The organism is Nesterenkonia natronophila, assembly GCF_003595215.1.
GTDB classification, from domain to species: domain Bacteria; phylum Actinomycetota; class Actinomycetes; order Actinomycetales; family Micrococcaceae; genus Nesterenkonia; species Nesterenkonia natronophila.
Window position 1 is genome coordinate 437,956 of record NZ_QYZP01000003.1, and the last position, 18,418, is coordinate 456,373.

General features: G+C 61.8%; 15 protein-coding genes. 4 read left to right on the plus strand and 11 right to left on the minus strand.

The features are described 5' to 3' along the window. Window positions 1-22 precede the first annotated feature (22 nt). From tal to pgl, 4 genes are all read left to right on the plus strand, one after another. Window positions 23-1,165 carry a transaldolase gene (tal, locus tag D3250_RS10980; protein WP_119903418.1) on the plus strand — a complete coding sequence of 381 codons (1,143 nt, stop codon included), beginning with the start codon at window positions 23-25 and terminating at the stop codon, window positions 1,163-1,165. A 76-nt stretch (window positions 1,166-1,241) separates the two neighbouring features. Further along, a complete protein-coding gene (locus D3250_RS10985) occupies window positions 1,242-2,894 on the plus strand; it encodes a phosphoglucose isomerase-related protein (RefSeq protein ID WP_119903419.1) in 1,653 nt (550 codons plus the stop codon). Window positions 2,895-2,995: 101 nt separating this feature from the next. Beyond that, entirely contained in the window at window positions 2,996-4,465 is a 1,470-nt protein-coding gene (gene zwf / locus D3250_RS10990; protein ID WP_225973313.1) for a glucose-6-phosphate dehydrogenase, read from the plus strand. 61 nt (window positions 4,466-4,526) lie between these two features. Further along, entirely contained in the window at window positions 4,527-5,357 is an 831-nt protein-coding gene (pgl, locus tag D3250_RS10995) for a 6-phosphogluconolactonase (protein WP_119903421.1), read from the plus strand. Between the two features lie 9 nt (window positions 5,358-5,366). On the opposite strand, the gene secG is transcribed toward pgl, so the two are convergent. From secG to uvrA, 11 genes are all read right to left on the minus strand, one after another. Further along, on the minus strand, window positions 5,367-5,609 hold the full coding sequence (gene secG / locus D3250_RS11000) for a preprotein translocase subunit SecG (protein ID WP_202922934.1): 243 nt from the start codon (window positions 5,607-5,609) through the stop codon (window positions 5,367-5,369). Window positions 5,610-5,684: 75 nt separating this feature from the next. Continuing rightward, on the minus strand, window positions 5,685-6,497 hold the full coding sequence (gene tpiA / locus D3250_RS11005) for a triose-phosphate isomerase (protein ID WP_119903423.1): 813 nt from the start codon (window positions 6,495-6,497) through the stop codon (window positions 5,685-5,687). Beyond that, window positions 6,494-7,732, minus strand: coding sequence for a phosphoglycerate kinase (locus D3250_RS11010; RefSeq protein ID WP_119903424.1), 1,239 nt, complete (start codon window positions 7,730-7,732; stop codon window positions 6,494-6,496). The genes tpiA and D3250_RS11010 overlap by 4 nt, the downstream gene beginning before the upstream one ends. A 60-nt stretch (window positions 7,733-7,792) precedes the next feature. Continuing rightward, window positions 7,793-8,800, minus strand: coding sequence for a type I glyceraldehyde-3-phosphate dehydrogenase (gene gap / locus D3250_RS11015; protein WP_119903425.1), 1,008 nt, complete (start codon window positions 8,798-8,800; stop codon window positions 7,793-7,795). Between the two features lie 226 nt (window positions 8,801-9,026). Next, a complete protein-coding gene (locus D3250_RS11020; RefSeq protein ID WP_119903426.1) occupies window positions 9,027-9,650 on the minus strand; it encodes a superoxide dismutase in 624 nt (207 codons plus the stop codon). Window positions 9,651-9,801: 151 nt separating this feature from the next. Further along, window positions 9,802-10,782: a DNA-binding protein WhiA gene (gene whiA, locus D3250_RS11025; RefSeq protein ID WP_119903427.1), complete on the minus strand. Its 981-nt coding sequence runs from the start codon at window positions 10,780-10,782 to the stop codon at window positions 9,802-9,804. A gap of 71 nt (window positions 10,783-10,853) precedes the next feature. Beyond that, the gene (locus D3250_RS11030) at window positions 10,854-11,876 is read right to left on the minus strand and encodes a gluconeogenesis factor YvcK family protein (protein ID WP_119903428.1); all 1,023 of its coding nucleotides are present in this window, start codon (window positions 11,874-11,876) and stop codon (window positions 10,854-10,856) included. 24 nt (window positions 11,877-11,900) lie between these two features. Then, window positions 11,901-12,791 carry an RNase adapter RapZ gene (gene rapZ, locus D3250_RS11035; RefSeq protein ID WP_119903429.1) on the minus strand — a complete coding sequence of 297 codons (891 nt, stop codon included), beginning with the start codon at window positions 12,789-12,791 and terminating at the stop codon, window positions 11,901-11,903. A gap of 9 nt (window positions 12,792-12,800) precedes the next feature. Then, window positions 12,801-14,684, minus strand: a complete 1,884-nt coding sequence (gene uvrC, locus D3250_RS11040; RefSeq protein WP_119903581.1) for an excinuclease ABC subunit UvrC — start codon at window positions 14,682-14,684, stop codon at window positions 12,801-12,803. Continuing rightward, window positions 14,677-15,432 (minus strand): lysophospholipid acyltransferase family protein, encoded by a 756-nt coding sequence (locus D3250_RS11045; RefSeq protein ID WP_119903430.1) that lies wholly within the window; start codon window positions 15,430-15,432, stop codon window positions 14,677-14,679. Before D3250_RS11045 ends, uvrC begins: the two co-directional genes overlap by 8 nt. A 40-nt stretch (window positions 15,433-15,472) precedes the next feature. Beyond that, window positions 15,473-18,382: an excinuclease ABC subunit UvrA gene (uvrA, locus tag D3250_RS11050; protein WP_225973290.1), complete on the minus strand. Its 2,910-nt coding sequence runs from the start codon at window positions 18,380-18,382 to the stop codon at window positions 15,473-15,475. Window positions 18,383-18,418 lie beyond the last annotated feature (36 nt).

Below are 18,418 nucleotides of genomic sequence, written 5' to 3' on the forward strand. Positions count from 1 at the left end.
CCTTCTGACCAAGGAGCACATCATGACAGCCGAATCCCATTCCACAATCGGCAACCCCCGCACTAAGGCGCTCTCCGATGTGGGAGTCTCTATTTGGCTGGACGACCTCTCCCGAGATCGGCTCAACTCCGGCTCTCTGGCGAGTCTCATCGAGACCCACCATGTAGTCGGGGTGACCACCAACCCAACAATCTTCGAATCAGCCGTGGGCTCCGGGGATGCCTACGAGCAGCAATTGGCCGAACTGGCCGAAAAGGGTGCCGACGCCGAGCAAGCCGTCTTTGAGATCACCACATCGGACGTGCGGGAAGCATGCGATGTATTCGCAGGGACCTACGGGGCCACCAACGGCGTAGACGGACGAGTCTCCATCGAGGTGGATCCGCGCATGGCCCGTGACGCCGACGCCACCATCGCCGAGGCCAAACGCCTCTATGAAGCCGTCGGACGCGAGAACGTCATGATTAAGATCCCGGCCACCGTCGAGGGCATCGAGGCTATCGCCGCAGTGATCTCTGAGGGGATCAGCGTCAATGTCACCCTGGTGTTCTCCTTGGAGCGCTACCGTGCTGTCATCAACGCATTCATGCTCGGACTGGAGAAGGCACACACTGACGGCCTTGACATCTCCAAGATTCACTCCGTGGCGAGCTTCTTCGTCTCCCGGGTGGACAGCGAGGTTGACAAAAGACTGGAACTGGCAGCCGAGGAGGGCAAACCCGGCACGGAGAAGCTGAAGTCGAAGGCCGCCATTGCCAACGCTCGGCTGGCGCACCAAATCGCCTCTGAGTCATTCAGCTCCGAACGGTGGCGACTCTTGGCAGAACGGGGAGGCAGACCGCAACGCCTGTTGCTGGCCTCGACGGGCACCAAAGACCCCAGCCTCTCCGATACCCTCTACGTGACTGAGCTGGCCGCGGCCGGGGTGGTCAACACCATGCCGGAAAAGACACTTGACGCGTTGGCCGATCACGGTGAAGTGGACGGAGACACGATGACAGACACCTACGTGGAGTCCAATCGAGTCCTCGACGGCATCTCCGCCGCCGGGATCAGCTACCGTTCCGTGGTCGACGCGTTGGAGACTGAAGGTCTGGAGAAGTTCGACAAGTCTTGGGAAGGGCTGCTCAGCACTATCGATGAGGGCCTGAAGCGCCAGAAATAGCAGGGTTGGAGGATATCCGGACACCCCCGTGCGGGACTCCCCCGCCGTCGCACACCGCAGAGAAGGGAACACCCAGATGAGCTCGTTGTCGTTGACCTTAACAGGTGCAGCAAGAGAGGCTGCCGAGGCCCAGGCTCCCGGACTCGTCGACCATGAATTCGCTTCGCGGCTTGCGGCCCAGGACTACACACTCTGGGGACCTGCCGCAGAGGAGGAATCCGCCAAGCGACTTGGCTGGGTCGCCCCCTTCGAAGCTGCGCGGCCGCTGGTGGGACTGGTGGGCCAACTGCGCCAGGAGCTCGCTGCCGAAGGCGTAGACCGGGTGGTCCTGGCTGGCATGGGAGGCTCGTCGCTGGCGCCCGAGGTGATCTGCGCCTCAGCCGGTGTGGATCTGGTAGTCCTGGACTCCACCGACCCCAAACAGGTTCGGTCCGCGCTCACCGCGCTCGAGCGCACAGTGCTGGTAGTCGCCTCCAAATCCGGTTCCACCGTGGAAACTGACTCACAGCGGCGAATAGTTCAGCACGCCTTCGACCAGGCTGGCATCGACCCGTTCTCCCGGACCGTGGTGGTCACTGACCCTGGCTCCCCCATGAATGAGCAGGCTCGCGAACAGGGTGTCCGTGCCGTTTTTGAGGCCGACCCCACCGTGGGCGGACGTTACTCCGCGCTGACTGCATTTGGCCTGGTCCCAGCAGGTCTAGCCGGGTCGGACATTGCCAGTCTCTTGGATGAGGCGGAAAGTGCAGCAGACTTGCTGGCGGAAGACGACGCCGACAACCCTGGGCTGCAGCTGGGTGCTGCCCTAGGCGGCACTTTGCCGTTGCGCGACAAACTGGTGATCACGAATGCTGGGTCTCCGCTGGTGGGACTGGGAGCGTGGATCGAGCAACTGGTCGCGGAGTCCACCGGCAAAGCGGGGACTGGACTCCTTCCGGTGATCGTGGCCGACGGTGAGCCGGAGCTCACCCGCGACGCGGAGGACGCACTGGTAGTCCAGCTCATCGACGCTGATGCTGAAGAGGGCGCCTCAGTGGACGCCGATTCCACAGACACCGTGGTCTCCCCGCACGGCGTGCGGACCGGTGGAAGCCTGGGGGCGCAGTTTCTGCTGTGGGAAGTCGCCACCGCTGTGGCCGGAGCCCTGCTCGGCGTCAATCCTTTCGATCAGCCGGACGTGGAGTCGGCCAAAGTTGCGGCACGAGGACTGTTGGACTCCCCCGCACCTGCCGAGGCAGAATCCAGCACCGACGGCGTGGTGGAGATCCGTGCCTTCGGTGAGGCGAGCATGCTCTCCGCGGGTGCGAGCACCGTTGCTGGAGCAGTGGAGACTCTGATGCAGCGAGTCCCGGACCACGGTTACCTCGCGATCATGGCATATCTGGACCGCGTCTCTGAGAGCCGTCTGGAAGAGCTCCGGCCCCAGCTTTCAGCTCTGTGTGGGCGGCCCGTCACGTTCGGCTGGGGTCCCAGGTTCCTGCACTCAACCGGCCAGTTTCACAAGGGAGGTCCCGCAGTAGGGGCATTTCTGCAGATCACTGCCTCAGCGGACGAGGACCTGGAAGTGCCTGACCGTCCGTTTTCGCTCGGCCAGCTGATTGCTGCCCAGGCCAGTGGTGACGCCCAGGTGCTGGCCGACCACGGTCGGCCAGTGCTGCAGCTGCACCTGCGGGAGCGTGAATCCGGGATCAGTCAAGTGCTCGACGCGGTCTCGACACTCGCCCAATGAGCAGCGGCGTTCACGGCGACCCGCTGGCCTCCGCGTTCGCGCGCGGGGCCCAGAACCAACGGTCGCAGAGCAACGGGTCACGCCCCGCAGGGGACTGCGCGATGGTCATGTTCGGTGTGACGGGTGATCTTGCGCGGAAGAAGCTCCTCCCGGCACTCTACGACCTCGCAAACCGCGGTCGGCTGCCGGAGAGCTTCAGCCTGGTGGGTTTCGGTCGGCGGGACTGGGATGATGCAGAGTTTGCTCGTCAGGTCAAAGGTCACGTTCAGGAGCGTGCACGGACGGACTTCCAGGAGGAAGTCTGGGAGAAGCTTTCGGCCGGACTCCGATTCATCCACGCTGAGGGGTTCGACGACGACGCTGCCTATCAGCGTTTGGGTCAGGTGTTGGTCGAACTTCAGGACGAACGCGGCACCGGCGGCAACCACGCCTTCTACCTCTCGATTCCCCCCAATTCCTTCGAGACCGTGTGCGAGAAGCTCTCCAGCCACGGATTGGCCCGTCGCTCACAGTCACCCGAAGACCCGTGGTCACGGGTCATTATTGAGAAGCCCTTCGGGCACGATGAATGTTCAGCGCATGAGCTCAACCAGGCGGTTGAGCGAGTATTCGCCTCCGATGATGTCTTTCGCATCGATCACTATCTGGGCAAAGAGACGGTGCAGAATCTCTTGGCCCTGCGATTCGCAAACCGGCTGTTCGAACCACTGTGGAACAATCAGCACATCGATCACGTCCAGATCACCATGGCCGAGGATATCGGCATAGAAGGCAGAGCCAGTTACTACGACGGCGTGGGCGCTGCTCGGGACGTCATCCAAAACCACCTGCTCCAACTGTTGGCGCTCACCGCTATGGAAGAGCCCATCAGTTTCGACGCGGACCATCTCCGTCGCGAGAAGGAGAAGGTTCTGGAGGCGGTCCACGTGCCTGCAGATCTGGGTGCCGCCAGTGCCCGTGGGCAGTATGCTGCCGGGATCCAGCACGGCAGTGAGGTGTCGGGGTTCCTGGAAGAGGAGGGTTTTGACCCAGAGTCGACCACGGAGACCTATGCAGCCTTCAAATTGGACATCCACACCCGTCGCTGGGATGGCGTGCCCTTCTATCTGCGCAGCGGGAAACGCCTGGGTAAGCGCGTCACAGAGATCGTCGTCCTGTTCAAGAGGGCACCCAACCTGCTGTTCACCGAAGCCGATGAGAACCAGTTCGGTCAGAACGCCCTGATTGTTCGGATTCAGCCCAACGAAGGTGCCACGCTGAGACTGGCGTCCAAGGTCCCAGGCACAGGTATGGACATCCGTGATGTGGACATGGACTTCAGCTACGGACGGTCCTTCACTGAGGAGTCCCCCGAAGCCTATGAGCGACTTATCCTCGATGTCCTGCTGGGTGAGCCGCCGCTGTTTCCCCGGCACCGAGAGGTTGAGCTTTCCTGGCGGATTCTCGACCCGTTCATCCAGCGCTGGGAAGCTATGGATGAACAGCCTGAACCTTACAGTCCAGGTTCATGGGGACCCGACTCTGCTCACCAACTTCTGAGCCGCGACGGCCGGTCATGGAGGGTCCCCTAAGTCAGAGTCCATAGCCTGACACGCGGAAGCATACAGACGTCCAGCAAATAAGATTGGTGCCATGGGAATCAGAATCAACACTCACACGGCAGATCCGCAGGTCGAGATCTTTGAAGATCGGCGCGCAGTCACCGAGGCGATCGCCGAAAAGCTCCTCAGGGTCCTTACGGAGGCTCTGGAGACCAGGACCACCGCTCACATCTCCCTGACTGGTGGCGGTGCCGGGATCGCAGTCCTCAAAGCCGTGAAGGATCTGGTCGGGCGCGGCAACACCTCCGTCCCCGACTGGACAGCAGTCCACTTCTGGTGGGGGGACGAGAGGCTTCTGCCGCGCGGTGATGCGGAGCGTAACGAGACGCAGGCGCGGGATGCGCTGCTGGATACCCTCGTGGCTGATCATGGACTCCCTGAGCAGAACATCCACCCGATGCCTACTTCCGAAGACGCCGCACATCCGACTGCCGGCGCCGAGATGTACGCTCAGGCGCTGGAGAGCTTCGCACCCGAAGGTGGAGTTCCGGGCCCGCATGGAAATCTCAATATGCCGGTATTCGAGGTCATGCTCCTTGGGGTGGGGCCCGATGGTCACATCAACAGCCTCTTTCCCGGCAAGGAGTCACTTACTGTGGTGGGACACAGCACCACTGGCGAAGACGACGCTCCGCAGGAACTGGGGCCGCCCTTACGGGTCACTATGACTTTCGACAGTATTCACACAGCCAGACGAGTGTGGACAGCGGTCACAGGATCGGACAAAGCTGAGGCAGCGGCCCAAGCCCTCAATGCTGACCCAAAAGATGTGTCGGGGGTTCCTGCTGCTAATGCGCGCGGGGCCCACGAGACGATCTGGCATGTGGACCACGCCGCCGCGGAGCAGCTCCAGCAGCGCTGAGCCGAGGCCTTACCAGGAGCCGGTAGTCTGGATGAGCAGTGCGAGGGTCACGATGATCAGGCCCCAGACTATTCCAAGCACGATCGTGAGCCTAGTGAGGTTCCGCTCGGCCACACCGGAGGATCCCAGCGATGAGGTGATGCCTCCGCCGAACATGTCAGACATGCCGCCGCCACGCCCCTTGTGCAGCAGGATCAGCAGAATCAGTAACAGGCTGATCACCAATAGGGCGACCTGAAGCCCGATGGTCATTGCAGTCACATGTGGCCTTTCGTGGACGTTCAGCAGATTTGCGCGGCTACCAGCCTAGCAGGACTCACCTGACAACTATGCCTTGATGTGCTTTTCGAATTGGGCGATTTTGGCGAACTCCTCTGCGTCCAAAGACGCTCCCCCAACCAGCGCGCCGTCGACGTCCGAACCGTCAAGGATAGAAGCCACATTGCTGGACTTCACTGAGCCTCCGTAGAGCAGCCGGACTGAATCGGCGAATGCAGGACTGTAGAGGTCCGCTAACCTGGACCGGATGGCCTGGGCCAGCTCTTGGGCGTCCTCCGGTCCGGCGGTCTTTCCTGTGCCGATGGCCCAGACCGGTTCGTAAGCGATCACCAAATTGCTCAGTTGCTCAGAGGTGAATCCCTTCAGGGCCGCCTCCACCTGTAACAACGTGTGGGTCACATGCTCCCCTGCCTCGCGAACCTCCAGGCCCTCCCCCACACACAGCAGCGGGGCCAGCCCGTGGCGCAGTGCAGCGGCGATCTTGGCGTGAATCACATCATCGCCTTCGTGGTGGACCTCGCGGCGTTCGGAGTGCCCGACGAGCACCTGGGTGCAGCCAAGCTTGGCGAGAAAGCCGCCCGGAACGTCGCCGGTGTAAGCCCCAGAGTCCTCTGGAGAAATATCCTGCGCCCCGTAAGCGAGTGAGAGCTTATCGCCGGCGACCAGCGTTTGGACGCTGCGCAGATCGGTGAACGGTGGAAACACAGACACTTCGACGCGGTCATAGTCGTGCCCGGCGTCTTCGAGGGTCCACGCCAGTTTCTGCACCAGAGCGATGGCCTGAATATGGTCCATGTTCATTTTCCAGTTGCCAGCTATCAGCGGGCGGCGAACGAAAGCGCCGTTCCGTGTGGTGGTCATGCTGCTCCTAAAGCGTCGATTCCAGGCAGGTTCTTCCCCTCAAGGTACTCCAGAGATGCACCGCCTCCAGTGGAGATGTGTCCGAACAGGGATTCGTCGAATCCCAATGCCCGCACTGCGGCCGCAGAATCCCCGCCGCCCACCACGGTAAATCCGCTGGTCTCGGTGAGCGCCCGAGCGACCGCCGCAGTCCCGCGGGCGAACGCCTCCATTTCGAACACCCCCATAGGGCCATTCCAGAACACTGTCCGGGAGCGTGCAATCTCCGCGGCGAAGAGCGCGGCAGATTCCGGACCGATGTCAAGACCCAACGCGTCAGCACCGTAGGTGCCCGACTCGAGTGCATCGAGGGGGCGGACCTCGTGCTCGGCATCTTCAGAAAAGCGGGACGCCATGACGATGTCGGTGGGGAAGAGGATCTTAGTGTCATGCTGCTCCGCCAACGTCATGAGTCCTGTGACGGACTCATCGGTCAGCAGATCTGTCTCGACCAGTGACTTTCCGATTCCGTAACCCATGATGGCTTTCGCAAGCGTGAACACCATCCCGCCTCCGATGATGAGGCTGTCCGCTTTGGGAATGAGATTCTCGATCACGGCGATCTTGTCCGACACCTTTGAGCCTCCCAGAACCACCGTGTACGGGCGCTGGGGAGAGCGTGTGAGTCTAGTCAGCACCTCGAGCTCAGTGGCCACAAGGTCTCCCTGGTAAGCCGGTAACTTCTGGGCGATGTCGTAGACAGAAGCGTGTTTGCGGTGCACTGCGCCGAAGGCATCATTGACAAAGGCCCCGTCCTTCCCGGTCAGTGCGGCGAGCTCCCCGGCGAGCTCCCCTCGGGCGGAATCATCCTTAGAGGTCTCACGAGCGTCGAACCGGACGTTTTCAAGCAGGAGGATCTCACCCTCCCTGAGGTCGGCCACCGCGGCGCGGGCCTCAGGGCCGACCAGATCCTCCGCGTGATTGACCGACACGCGAGAGAGGTCATTCATACAGGCAGCCACCGGCGCGAGCGAGAACTCAGGGTTGGGTTCACCCTTGGGTCTGCCCAGATGGGCGGTGACCAAGACCCTGGCTCCGGCTTCGGCGAGCTTCTCCAACACCGGCAATGAGGCGCGAATCCGACCGTCGTCACCCACAGAGCCCTGTGTCAGCGGCACATTGAGATCCGATCGAACCAGGACGGTGCGGCCGGAGACACCCTGAGCCAACAGATCATCGAGAGTCGAAGCAGTCATATGTCGCGAGCTTTCCCTTCTCATCGCGTCGCGCTGAACCGGGGCCCCGGCTCGCTCTCTTCAGAGTTTACTGGCAACGTGCTCGGTCAGCTTCACCAGCCGTGAAGAGTAACCGTACTCATTGTCGTACCAGGCGAACACTTTCACGGTGTGACCGATGACTTTGGTCAGTGGTGCGTCGAAGATTGAGGCGTGTGGGTCTCCGACAATGTCGGAGGACACGATGGGGTCTTCGTTGTAGGCCAGGGCCCCAGCCATGGGCCCCTCGGCAGCGCGTTTGAAAGCGTCGTTGACTTCCTCTGTGGTGACTCCGTCTTTGGCGACCGTCACGGTGAGGTCTGTGCCGGATCCCGTGATCACTGGGACGCGGACGGCGAAACCATCAAGCTTGCCGTCGACATCGGGGAGCACAGCGCCGATGGCCGCTGCCGCTCCCGTGGAGGTGGGCACCATATTGTTCGCAGCGGCGCGGGCACGCCGGGCGTCCGAGTGCGGAGCATCGTGGAGGCGCTGATCACCGGTGTAGGCATGGACTGTGGTCATCAGGCCTTCCACAATGCCGAACTCATCGTTGAGCACCTTGACCAGTGGCGCCAAGCAGTTCGTCGTGCACGACGCGTTGGAGATTACGGTGTGCTGGCCGGGGTCGTAGGTGTCCTCGTTGATGCCGGGCACGAATGTGCCGTCGACACCCTTGCCCGGTGCAGAGATGATCACCTTCTTGGCGCCAGCCTCGAGGTGTTTGCCGGCTGACTCCTTGGTGGCGAAGAATCCGGTGCACTCGATCACGATGTCTACGCCAAGCTCACCCCACGGCAGATGAGATGGGTCTCGTTCAGAAAGCAGCTTGATGCGACGGGCACCGATCACGAGACTGTCGCCCTGCAAGGTCACCTCGCCGGGGAAGCGCCCCAGAATAGAGTCGTACTTCGTCAGGTTCACCAACGCTGCCGGATCGGCTAGGTCGTTGATCGCAACGAGCTCCAGATCGGATCCCTGGTCCTCCAGCACACGCAGCACATTGCGTCCGATGCGTCCGAATCCGTTGATTGCGATCTTCGTCGCCATAGTTCTTCCTTCCGTTTCCGGCTCGAGGGCGTCTGCATCCACCAAATCCAGCTAAAAAGTGCCGAGAAACAGGTTGGGGATCAGCGGCGCCGGATTCTTTCTCCAGCGCTGCTGACCCCCAACAACTTCGTTGTTCTCAGGTGTATCTGCAGAACGTGTTCAGTTTTCTTCAGCCTATTGTGTCATAGGCGAGACGCCGCGGCGTCGTCTTCATCACATTTCTCAACTATGGCGTGACGAGAGTTGCTGCCCCGGCGCGGGCGGCTTCGAGGCGGGCGGCGACGTCGTCCCAGTTGACGATGTTCCACCAGGCCTTGACGTAGTCAGGCTTGACGTTCTGGTAGTCGAGGTAGAACGCGTGCTCCCACATATCCAGCATCAGCAGGGGTGTGGTGGCCACCGGGATACCGTTCTGCTGGTCATAGAACTGCTCAATGACTAGGTTCCCGCCCATGGGCTCAAAGGCCAACAGAGCCCAACCCGAACCCTGAATCGTCAGCGCGGCCTGGGTGAACTGCTCCTGGAACTTCTCAAAGCCTCCGAAGTACTCATCAATGGCAGCTGCCAATTCACCTTCTGGGCGACCCTGTCCATTGGGGGTCAGGTTCTTCCAGAAGATCGAGTGGTTGGTATGACCACCGAGGTTGAACTGCAAGTCTTTCAGCAGCTTGGGGGTCGTGGCGTAGTCGCCCTTGTCGCGAGCCTCGGCCAGCTTCTCCAGAGCGGTGTTGGCACCACCGACGTAGGTGTTGTGATGCTTGGAGTGGTGAAGCTCCATGATGCGGCCGGAAATGTGCGGCTCCAGAGCACCGTAGTCGTAGTCGAGCTCAGGAAGGGTGTACTCAGCCATGCGTTCCTCCTTGTGACAGGGATTCCGAGGTCGCTGCCTCGCTGCAGATTCATCCTATGCCGCCAGTGCTCTGCGATGAAGGGGGTGAAGCCGTGTGACAGGCTCTGTTCACCAATGGAGGAACCATCTGCCACGGTTCACGGCCGGAGGCTCAACTGTCGAGCATGTCGTCGGTCACGTGAGCGTCAGTGCCTGGGATGCCTTTGTCCTCCGCGAGCTTGTCCGCCATCGCCAGCAGCCGGCGGATCCGTCCGGCCACAGCGTCCTTGGTCATAGCCGGTTCGGCCAGTCTGCCGAGCTCGTCCAACGAAGCCTGTTTGTGCTGCAGACGCAACTTTCCTGCGTACTCGAGGTGTTCTGGAACCTCATCACCGAGGATCTCCAAGGCCCTCTCCACACGGGCCCCGGCAGCGACTGCTGCCTGGGCTGAGCGCCGCAGATTGGCGTCATCGAAGTTGGCCAACCGGTTGGCGGAGGCGCGATGCTCACGACGCTGCCGACGTTCCTCCCACACCTCCAGCGTCTTATGGGCGCCCATTGCAGTCAGGAGCTTAGCGATCGATTCAGCGTCGCGGATCACCACCCGATCGGCGTTGCGGACCTCCCGCGCCTTCGCGAGGATGTCCAACCGACGAGCGGCCCCGACCAGCGCCAGCGCAGCCTCAGATCCGGGACAGGTGACCTCCAGGGAGCATGATCGGCCAGGCTCTGTGAGTGACCCGTGGGCGAGAAAAGCGCCGCGCCAGGCCGCCACGGCGTCGGCAACCGATCCGTTGACAATGACGGCGGGGAGCCCTCGCACCGGCCGTCCACGACCATCTAACAGGCCTGTTTGGCGAGCCAGAGCGTCGCCGTCGCGGACCACACGAACCACGTATCGGGAACCGCGCTTGAGCCCGTTTCCAGAGACAACGATGACCTCACAGCCATGGCCGTAGACCTCACCGAGCCCAGCGCGAAGCCTCCTGGCTGTGTGCGCGTGGTCCAACTCCGCTTCGATGACAATTCGGCGCGAGATGACGTGCAGACCGCCGGAGAAGCGGAGCATGGCAGAAATCTCAGCCTTGCGTTGGGAGGTGGTGAAGACCTCCACTCGGGAGAGTTCATTCTTGACCGATTCGGTCAGCGCCATTGTTATCTGGTCCTCATGTGTGGTTCGGGTCGGCTGGTGCGCTGGAGCGTGCGCAATAGTATCTCAGGATCTCAGGCGTGGAACACCTCGCTGAACGAGATGGCCAGGCGCAGCGGATCGTGTACGTCCTGCTGAGCTTCGCGCCGGACGTGACCATAGGTGATCGTGGCGCCCAGATTGGCGGCAGACCGCTCGAAGTCCTCCCGCTCGGGACGGGCGACAGCGCGTGGATCCGCTATCACCGAGTCAATCCGGAGCCCGGGAGCGTACTCGGCAATCACGTTGAGGTGATCTGCCGGACTCATGCCTGAGGTCTCGGCGGTGTCAGGCTTCAGATTCATCACGATGCATCGCTTGGCCTCCGTTTCGCCCAGCGCGATGCGAAGCCCATCCAAGAGGAGGTGGGGCAGCACCGAGGTGTACCAGGAGCCGGGGCCGAAGACCACCCAGTCCGCGAGTTCGATGGAGGTCACTGCTTCTAGGCAGGGCTCTGCGTCCTGCGGATCGAGTTGAAGGTCGGTCAGCCTGCCGAGGCTGCCTGCGCGGGCGATATCGGCTTGGGAGGTCATGCGCACTGCCCGCCCACCATCCTTGGGATGGACCATGCCGGACAGCGACAGAGGTGTGCGGGACATCGGAAGCACCTGGCCGCGAGCCCCGAGCAGTGCACCAGCCCAGCGGAGCCCATCCACAGAGTCTCCCAGGAGCTCCCACAGCGCCACGATCAGCAGATTGCCCATGGCGTGGTCGTCGAGACTCCCGGAGATGCCCGCCTTGGACCTGAACCGGTGCTGCATCACATCAGCCCATGTCCGGCCCCAGTCGGTGTCGTCGCAGAGAGCCGTCAGCGCCATACGGAGGTCTCCGGGAGGCAGTACATCCATATCCTTCCGCAGCCGCCCCGACGAGCCCCCGTCGTCGGCAACCGTGCAGATCGCGGTCAGGTGCTCCGCCGCCACAATGCGGAGGGCTTTCAGCGTGGCGGAAAGGCCGTGGCCACCACCCAGCGCGGTCACCCGAAAGGTGCTCCGGTTCATCGGTGGGATCATGGGCTGAGTGCTCAACGTCGGCACGGGCCCGGTCATGTGGTTCATTGCGTATCAGCCATCAGCCATCAACTATTCGCGTCCGAGATCGCGATGGACGACATTGACAGTGACATTCGGCAGCTGAGCCAGCCGACGGGCCAGCTCCTCACTGATGGCCACCGAGCGGTGCTTGCCACCAGTGCAGCCCACCGCCAGGGTCGCGTAATGTTTGTTCTCCCGCCGGTAACCGTCCAACACCGGTTTCAGTGCTTCCACGTAGCGGTCCACGAACTCTCCGGCACCCTCATTCTCCAGGACGTAGTCTCGAACCCTGGCGTTCTGCCCAGTCAGCGGCCGCAGTTCAGGAACCCAATGCGGATTAGGAATGAATCTGACGTCGGCGACGTAATTGGCGTCAGCGGGGACCCCGTACTTGAAGCCGAAACTCATCACGTTCAGTCGTAAAGTGATGGGGCCGTCATCGTTGAACAGCTCATTAATGGTGTTCGCCAGCCCATGAACGTTGAGTTCAGTGGTGTCGATAACGATGTCGGCCTGTTCCTGCACGGGGGCAAGCAGCTCACGTTCCGCGCGGATGCCGTCGAGAATGCGGCCCTCCCCCTGCAGCGGATGCGGACGGCGACCCTGCTCGAACCGGCGCACCAGGAGCTCATCACTCGCCTCTAGGTACAGCACCCGGTAATTGATGCCCGCCGCAGAGACTTGGGCCAGGCCTTCCTGCATCGAGCTGTAGAGCCCGCGGCTTCGAGCGTCGAGTACGACCGCCAACCTCTCCACCGATCCGGGATTGCGCGCGACGAGGTCCATCATTGTAGAGATCAGCTCCGGCGGCAGGCCTTCCACCACGTACCAACCCATGTCTTCCAATGCGTGGGCCGCCGTAGTGCGGCCGGCACCCGACATGCCGGTGAGAATCAGCAGTTCGTTCTCGGGAGGTTTCACCGGTGAAAGGTCACTCATAGGTCCACCCTACTGCGCCGGCTCGTCTCCCCGCAGGTGCTGAAGAATCTTTTGGGCCGTCTCCAGACCCAAGCCGGGGACTTCCGCGATCTCCTCAGGGGTCGCCTTCGTGAGATTTGCCACCGATCCGAAATGAGCGACGACGGCGGCGCGCCGTTTGGGTCCGAGACCAGGCACATCATCCAGGGCCGAGGCTGTCATCTTTTTGGACCTGGTCGACCGGTGATAGGCGATGGCGAACCGGTGCGCTTCGTCCCGGATGCGCTGAAGCATATAGAGCGCCTCGGAGGTTCTCGGCAGCACCAAGGGGAAGGTGTCCTCAGCGACCCAGACCTCCTCGAGTCGCTTCGCCAGACCCACTACTGGCATGTCGGTAAGGCCCAAGTCGTCCAGCGCGCGCCGCGCAGCTGAGACTTGAGGCTGACCGCCATCAACCACCACCAAGCTCGGCGGGTAGGCGAACTTTCCGGGATCGTCGACATCGAGGTCAGCCGACTCCTGCAGATACTTTCTGAACCTCCGAGTGAGCACGTCATACATTGCGGAGGTATCGTCACGCGACGCTTCTCCGCGAATGCTGAAGCGCCGGTAGTCCTTCTTCTTGGGCAGTCCGTCCTCCAGAACCACCATGGAGGCGACCACATTGGTGCCGCCGGTGTGAGAGATGTCGAAGCATTCAATGCGCAGCAGCGGCTCAGCGAGTCCCAGCTGCTCCTGAAGTTCGCGCAGGGCCGCGGAGCGTGTGGTGATATCGCTGGACCTGCGAGCTTTGTGCAGACTCAGCGCCTGTTCCGCATTTTCCCGCACCGTCTCCAGAAGAGCGGCCTTGTCTCCTCGCTGGGGCACGCGAAGGTCCACAGCTGCCCCACGCCGCGCAGAGAGCCACTGAGTCAGCTCGACGCGATTCTCCGGGACCGCTGGCACCAGGACCTCCCGCGGCATACGTTCGGAGTCAGCCATATCCCCATAAATCTGCAGGACGAGCTGCTCTACCATTCCGGCGTCGTCGATCTCCTCCACTTTCTCCGAGATCCACCCCCGCTGCCCACGAATGCGGCCCTGCCGCACGTGAAACACCTGGGCGCTGGCCTCCAGTTCATCCTGGGCGAAGGCAAAGATGTCGGCGTCGGTCTCGTCGGCGAGCACCACTGCATTGCGCTCGAACACTCTTTGGATCGCCTGAAGCTCGTCGCGGTGCCGGGCAGCGTCCTCATACCGCAGCTCCGCGACAGCCTGCTTCATCTGCGTCTCGATCCGTCTGATGTGCGGGCCTGGGCGTCCGGCCATCACATCGACGAACTCCTGCGCAAGCTTTCGGTGGTCCTCCACCGAGATGCTTCCCACACAGGGTGCGGAGCACTTGTCAATGTAGCCGAGCAGACAGGGGCGCCCCGCGGCTTCAGCTCGCCTGTAGACACCAGCCGAGCAGGATCGGACGGGGAAGACACGCAGCATGGTGTCTACGGTGTCTCGGATTGCTTTGGCGGGGTAGAAGGGGCCGAAGTACTTGACTCCGGGCTTCTTGTCCCCGCGCATCACCTGGACCCTGGGGACCTTCTCATTCATGGTCACTGCGAGATATGGGTAAGACTTGTCGTCGCGGTACATGATGTTGAACCGCGGCGTATGCTGCTTGATCCAGGTGTACTCGAGCTGGATGGCCTCCAGCTCGGAGCCGACCACGGTCCACTCCACAGATGCCGCAGCATGCACCATCGCGTACGTCTTGGGATGCAACTGGTGCACGGAGGCGAAGTAGGAGTTCAGCCGGGACCGAAGATTCTTTGCCTTACCTACATAGACCACGCGGCCGTGAGTGTCGATGAACCGATACACCCCCGGCATGGTCGGGATCTCACCGGTTTTCGGTCGGTAGCTGGCTGGGTCAGCCATCGGCTCCCGTGGTTCCGCCAGCATCTGTGTCAGGTTCGGTGGGCCGGGTGTTGTACTCTTGCACGCGCTCCTGCCCGGAGAGCGCGGCGATAGCGTCCATGACAGCGTTCGTGGCTTCCTTGCGCGGCTTCATGGAGTGCTTCTCCCCCAGCTTGTCGAACTGCAGCGGTGCACCGACTCGCATCTCAAACTTGGCCGGACGCATCATATTCTTGCCCGGCGGCTGGAGCTTCTCGGTGCCGCGCAAACCCACCGGGATGACCGGTGCTCCGGTGGCCAAGGCTAGCCAACCGACTCCGTTCTTGCCTCGGTAGAGCCGCCCATCACGACTGCGGGTGCCCTCTGGGTAGATGCCCACCCCGTGTCCTGCATTGATAATGGACGTCAGTCCGAAGAGCGCCTCCACCGCCCCGGACTGGCGATCACGGTCCACCGGCACTGAGCCGAAGGACTCGAAGAAGAAGCGCATGCCCTTGCCGCGCAGACCAGGTTGCGTGAAGTACTCGGCTTTGGCGAAGAAACTCACCGCCCTGGGAAAGATCCCCTGCATCAGTACTGAGTCCAAGAAGCTCAGGTGGTTGGAGGCGACGATGAACCCACCGGTGTCGGGGACGTGCTCCAAACCTTCGACCGTCGGTCTGCAAAGCAGCCGCAGGGTGCGTCCGCCGAGTCGGCGAATGTTCTCCTGGGCCACTGTGCGCCCTTCGACGAGTGCGGCCGTGGCTGGTGGTTCCGGTACGGTGTTCATCGCAAAAGAGCTTAGCAACTGTGCGGCGTACAAGGGCCGTTCAGAGCAGTGACGCTAGAAACTTCCCAGTGTGCGAGCCGGTGGAGGCATAATTCTCAGCGAGGGACTCCGGGACGCCTTCGGCGATGATCCTACCCCCGCCGGAGCCTCCTTCGGGTCCGAGATCGATCACCCAGTCTGCTGACTTAACCACGTCCAGATTGTGCTCAATAGTCAGCACGGTATTGCCTTTGTCCACCAGGCCCTGGAGTACACCGAGCAATTTTCGAATGTCCTCGAAGTGCAGTCCTGTCGTGGGCTCGTCCAGGACATAAATGGACCTACCATTAGAACGCTTCTGCAGTTCGGAGGCGAGCTTCACGCGTTGGGCCTCCCCTCCGGAGAGCGTCGTGGCTGACTGACCAAGGCGCACATAACCCAAGCCGACTTCAACCAAGGTGTTGAGATGCCGCGCGATGGGCGCGAAAGCCGAGAAGAAGTCCGCTGCAACCTCGATAGGCATGTCCAGCACATCAGCGATCGATTTTCCCTTATAAAGGATCTCCAGGGTTTCTCGATTGTAGCGAGCCCCATGGCAAACTTCGCAGGGAACATAGACGTCAGGCAGGAAGTTCATCTCAATCTTGAGGGTGCCGTCGCCCGAGCACGCCTCGCAGCGTCCGCCCTTGATATTGAAGCTGAACCGGCCAGGCTGGTAACCGCGTGTCTTGGCCTCGGGCGTTGAGGCGAAGAGTTTTCGGATGTGGTCGAACACCCCCGTGTACGTGGCGGGGTTGGACCGAGGAGTACGTCCGATGGGGCTTTGGTCCACCTGGATGATTTTGTCAAGATGGTCGGCGATGCCGTCGATGCGACGGTGGCGCCCCGGAACTTGGCGCGCTTTGTTGAGACGATTAGCCAGCGCCTTCGACAGAATCTCATTGATAAGTGTGGACTTCCCCGAGCCAGATACCCCCGTCACCGCGAGGAATACTCCCAGGGGGATGTCGACGCTGACGTTGGTGAGATTGTTTTCCTCTGCCTCCACAATCCGCAGTTTCCGCTCGTGGTCAATGGGACGGCGTTCGACGGGCACCGAAATGGTCCGCCGTCCGGCAAGGTAGTCACCGGTGATGGAGTCCTCATTGGCCCGCAACCCCGCCACAGAACCGGAGTGGACGATGTTGCCGCCGCGTTCTCCCGCGCCGGGGCCGATGTCGACGATCCAATCAGCTTCGGCAATGGTCTCTTCGTCGTGTTCGACCACGATGAGCGTATTACCGAGGTCCCGCAGCCGAGTGAGTGTCTGGATAAGTCGGGCATTGTCCCGCTGGTGGAGGCCTATTGAGGGCTCGTCGAGCACATACAGCACACCGACCAACCCGGAGCCGATCTGGGTGGCGAGTCGGATGCGTTGGGCCTCACCCCCGGAGAGGGTTCCGGCAGCGCGCTCCAAGTTCAGATAACTCAGACCCACATCGAGGAGAAACTGCAGGCGGGCGTCGATTTCCTTCAGCACCTGATCCGCGATCTTGGCATCCCTGGCAGAGAGCTCCAGGCTGCCGAAGAATGCCGCGCATTCGTCCAGCGGCAGCCTAGCGACCTCGGCGATCGAACGACCGTCCACAAGCACTGACAGCACAGCCGGGTTGAGCCGCTGGCCGGCGCAGGCCGGACAGGGTGTCTGCCTCATGTACTGTTCGTACCTGTCCCGCGCATTGTCCGATTCGACCTCTTCGTGCTTGCGCTCGATATACGCCAAGACGCCCTCGAAGCCGCTCGTATAGCGACGCTCTCGCCCCCAGCGGTTGCGGTAGGACACTTTGACCTTGAAGTTGCGTCCCCGCAGAAGCGCCTTCTGCACTTTTGGGGTGAGGTCCCGCCACGGTGTGCTGATGGAGAACTTCAGCTCGTCGGTGAGACCTTCGACGATCCGGACCCAGTACTTCTTGGTCTCGGCGCCCATAGCCCACGGGGCGATCGCCCCGTCGCGGATGGAGAGGGAATCGTCGGGAACCACCAGATCCGGGTCCACCTCTAACCGAGAGCCGATGCCGGAGCAGACATCGCAGGCGCCGAATGGGGAGTTGAAGCTGAACGTGCGCGGCTCGATCTCATCAATGGGAAGTGGGTGTTCATTGGGGCACGCCAAGTTTTCGCTAAATGTGCGGAACTTGGGTCCGGTCAGCCCTTCGGGCACACGCGAAGGGTCAGCAGGCTCGCCTGCGGCGTCGAGATCGACCATGTCGATCACCACTCGTCCCGCAGCCTGTTTGAGCGCGGTCTCGACAGAGTCCGTGAGCCGCTGCCGCATGCCCTCTCGGATGACAAGCCGGTCGATGACCACTTCGACAGAGTGCTTGTACTGCTTCTCCAGGGTGGGCGGATCGTTGAGCTGAACCAGATCTCCATCGACGACGGCGCGGGAGAACCCGGCGCCCGCCAACTCCCGGAACAGATCCTTGAACTCCCCTTTTCGCTCGCGAACCACCGGCGCGAGGACCTGAAAACGCGTGCCCTCCGGAAAGCTGAGCACCTGGTCCACAATCTGCTGGGGAGTCTGCCGATCAATCTTCTCCCCACACTCGGGGCAGTGCGGCACTCCTATGCGCGCCCATAGGAGGCGCAGGTAATCGTGAATTTCGGTGACGGTTCCCACAGTGGACCGTGGGTTGCGGGAGGTCGACTTCTGGTCGATGGAGACAGCGGGTGACAGACCTTCAATGAAGTCGATATCCGGCTTGTCGACCCGGCCCAGGAACTGCCGGGCATACGCCGAGAGCGATTCCACATAGCGTCTCTGGCCCTCGGCGAAGATCGTGTCGAAAGCCAAAGATGACTTTCCGGAGCCGGAGAGTCCGGTGAAGACGATGAACGAGTTTCGAGGCAGCTCAACGCTGACGTTCTTCAGGTTATGCTCACGTGCCCCTTGGACAACGATTTCGGTAGCTTCCGCTCTGGTTTCAGGCACGCGCACAAGTGTAAGCCCGCCCTGGTATTCGAACAA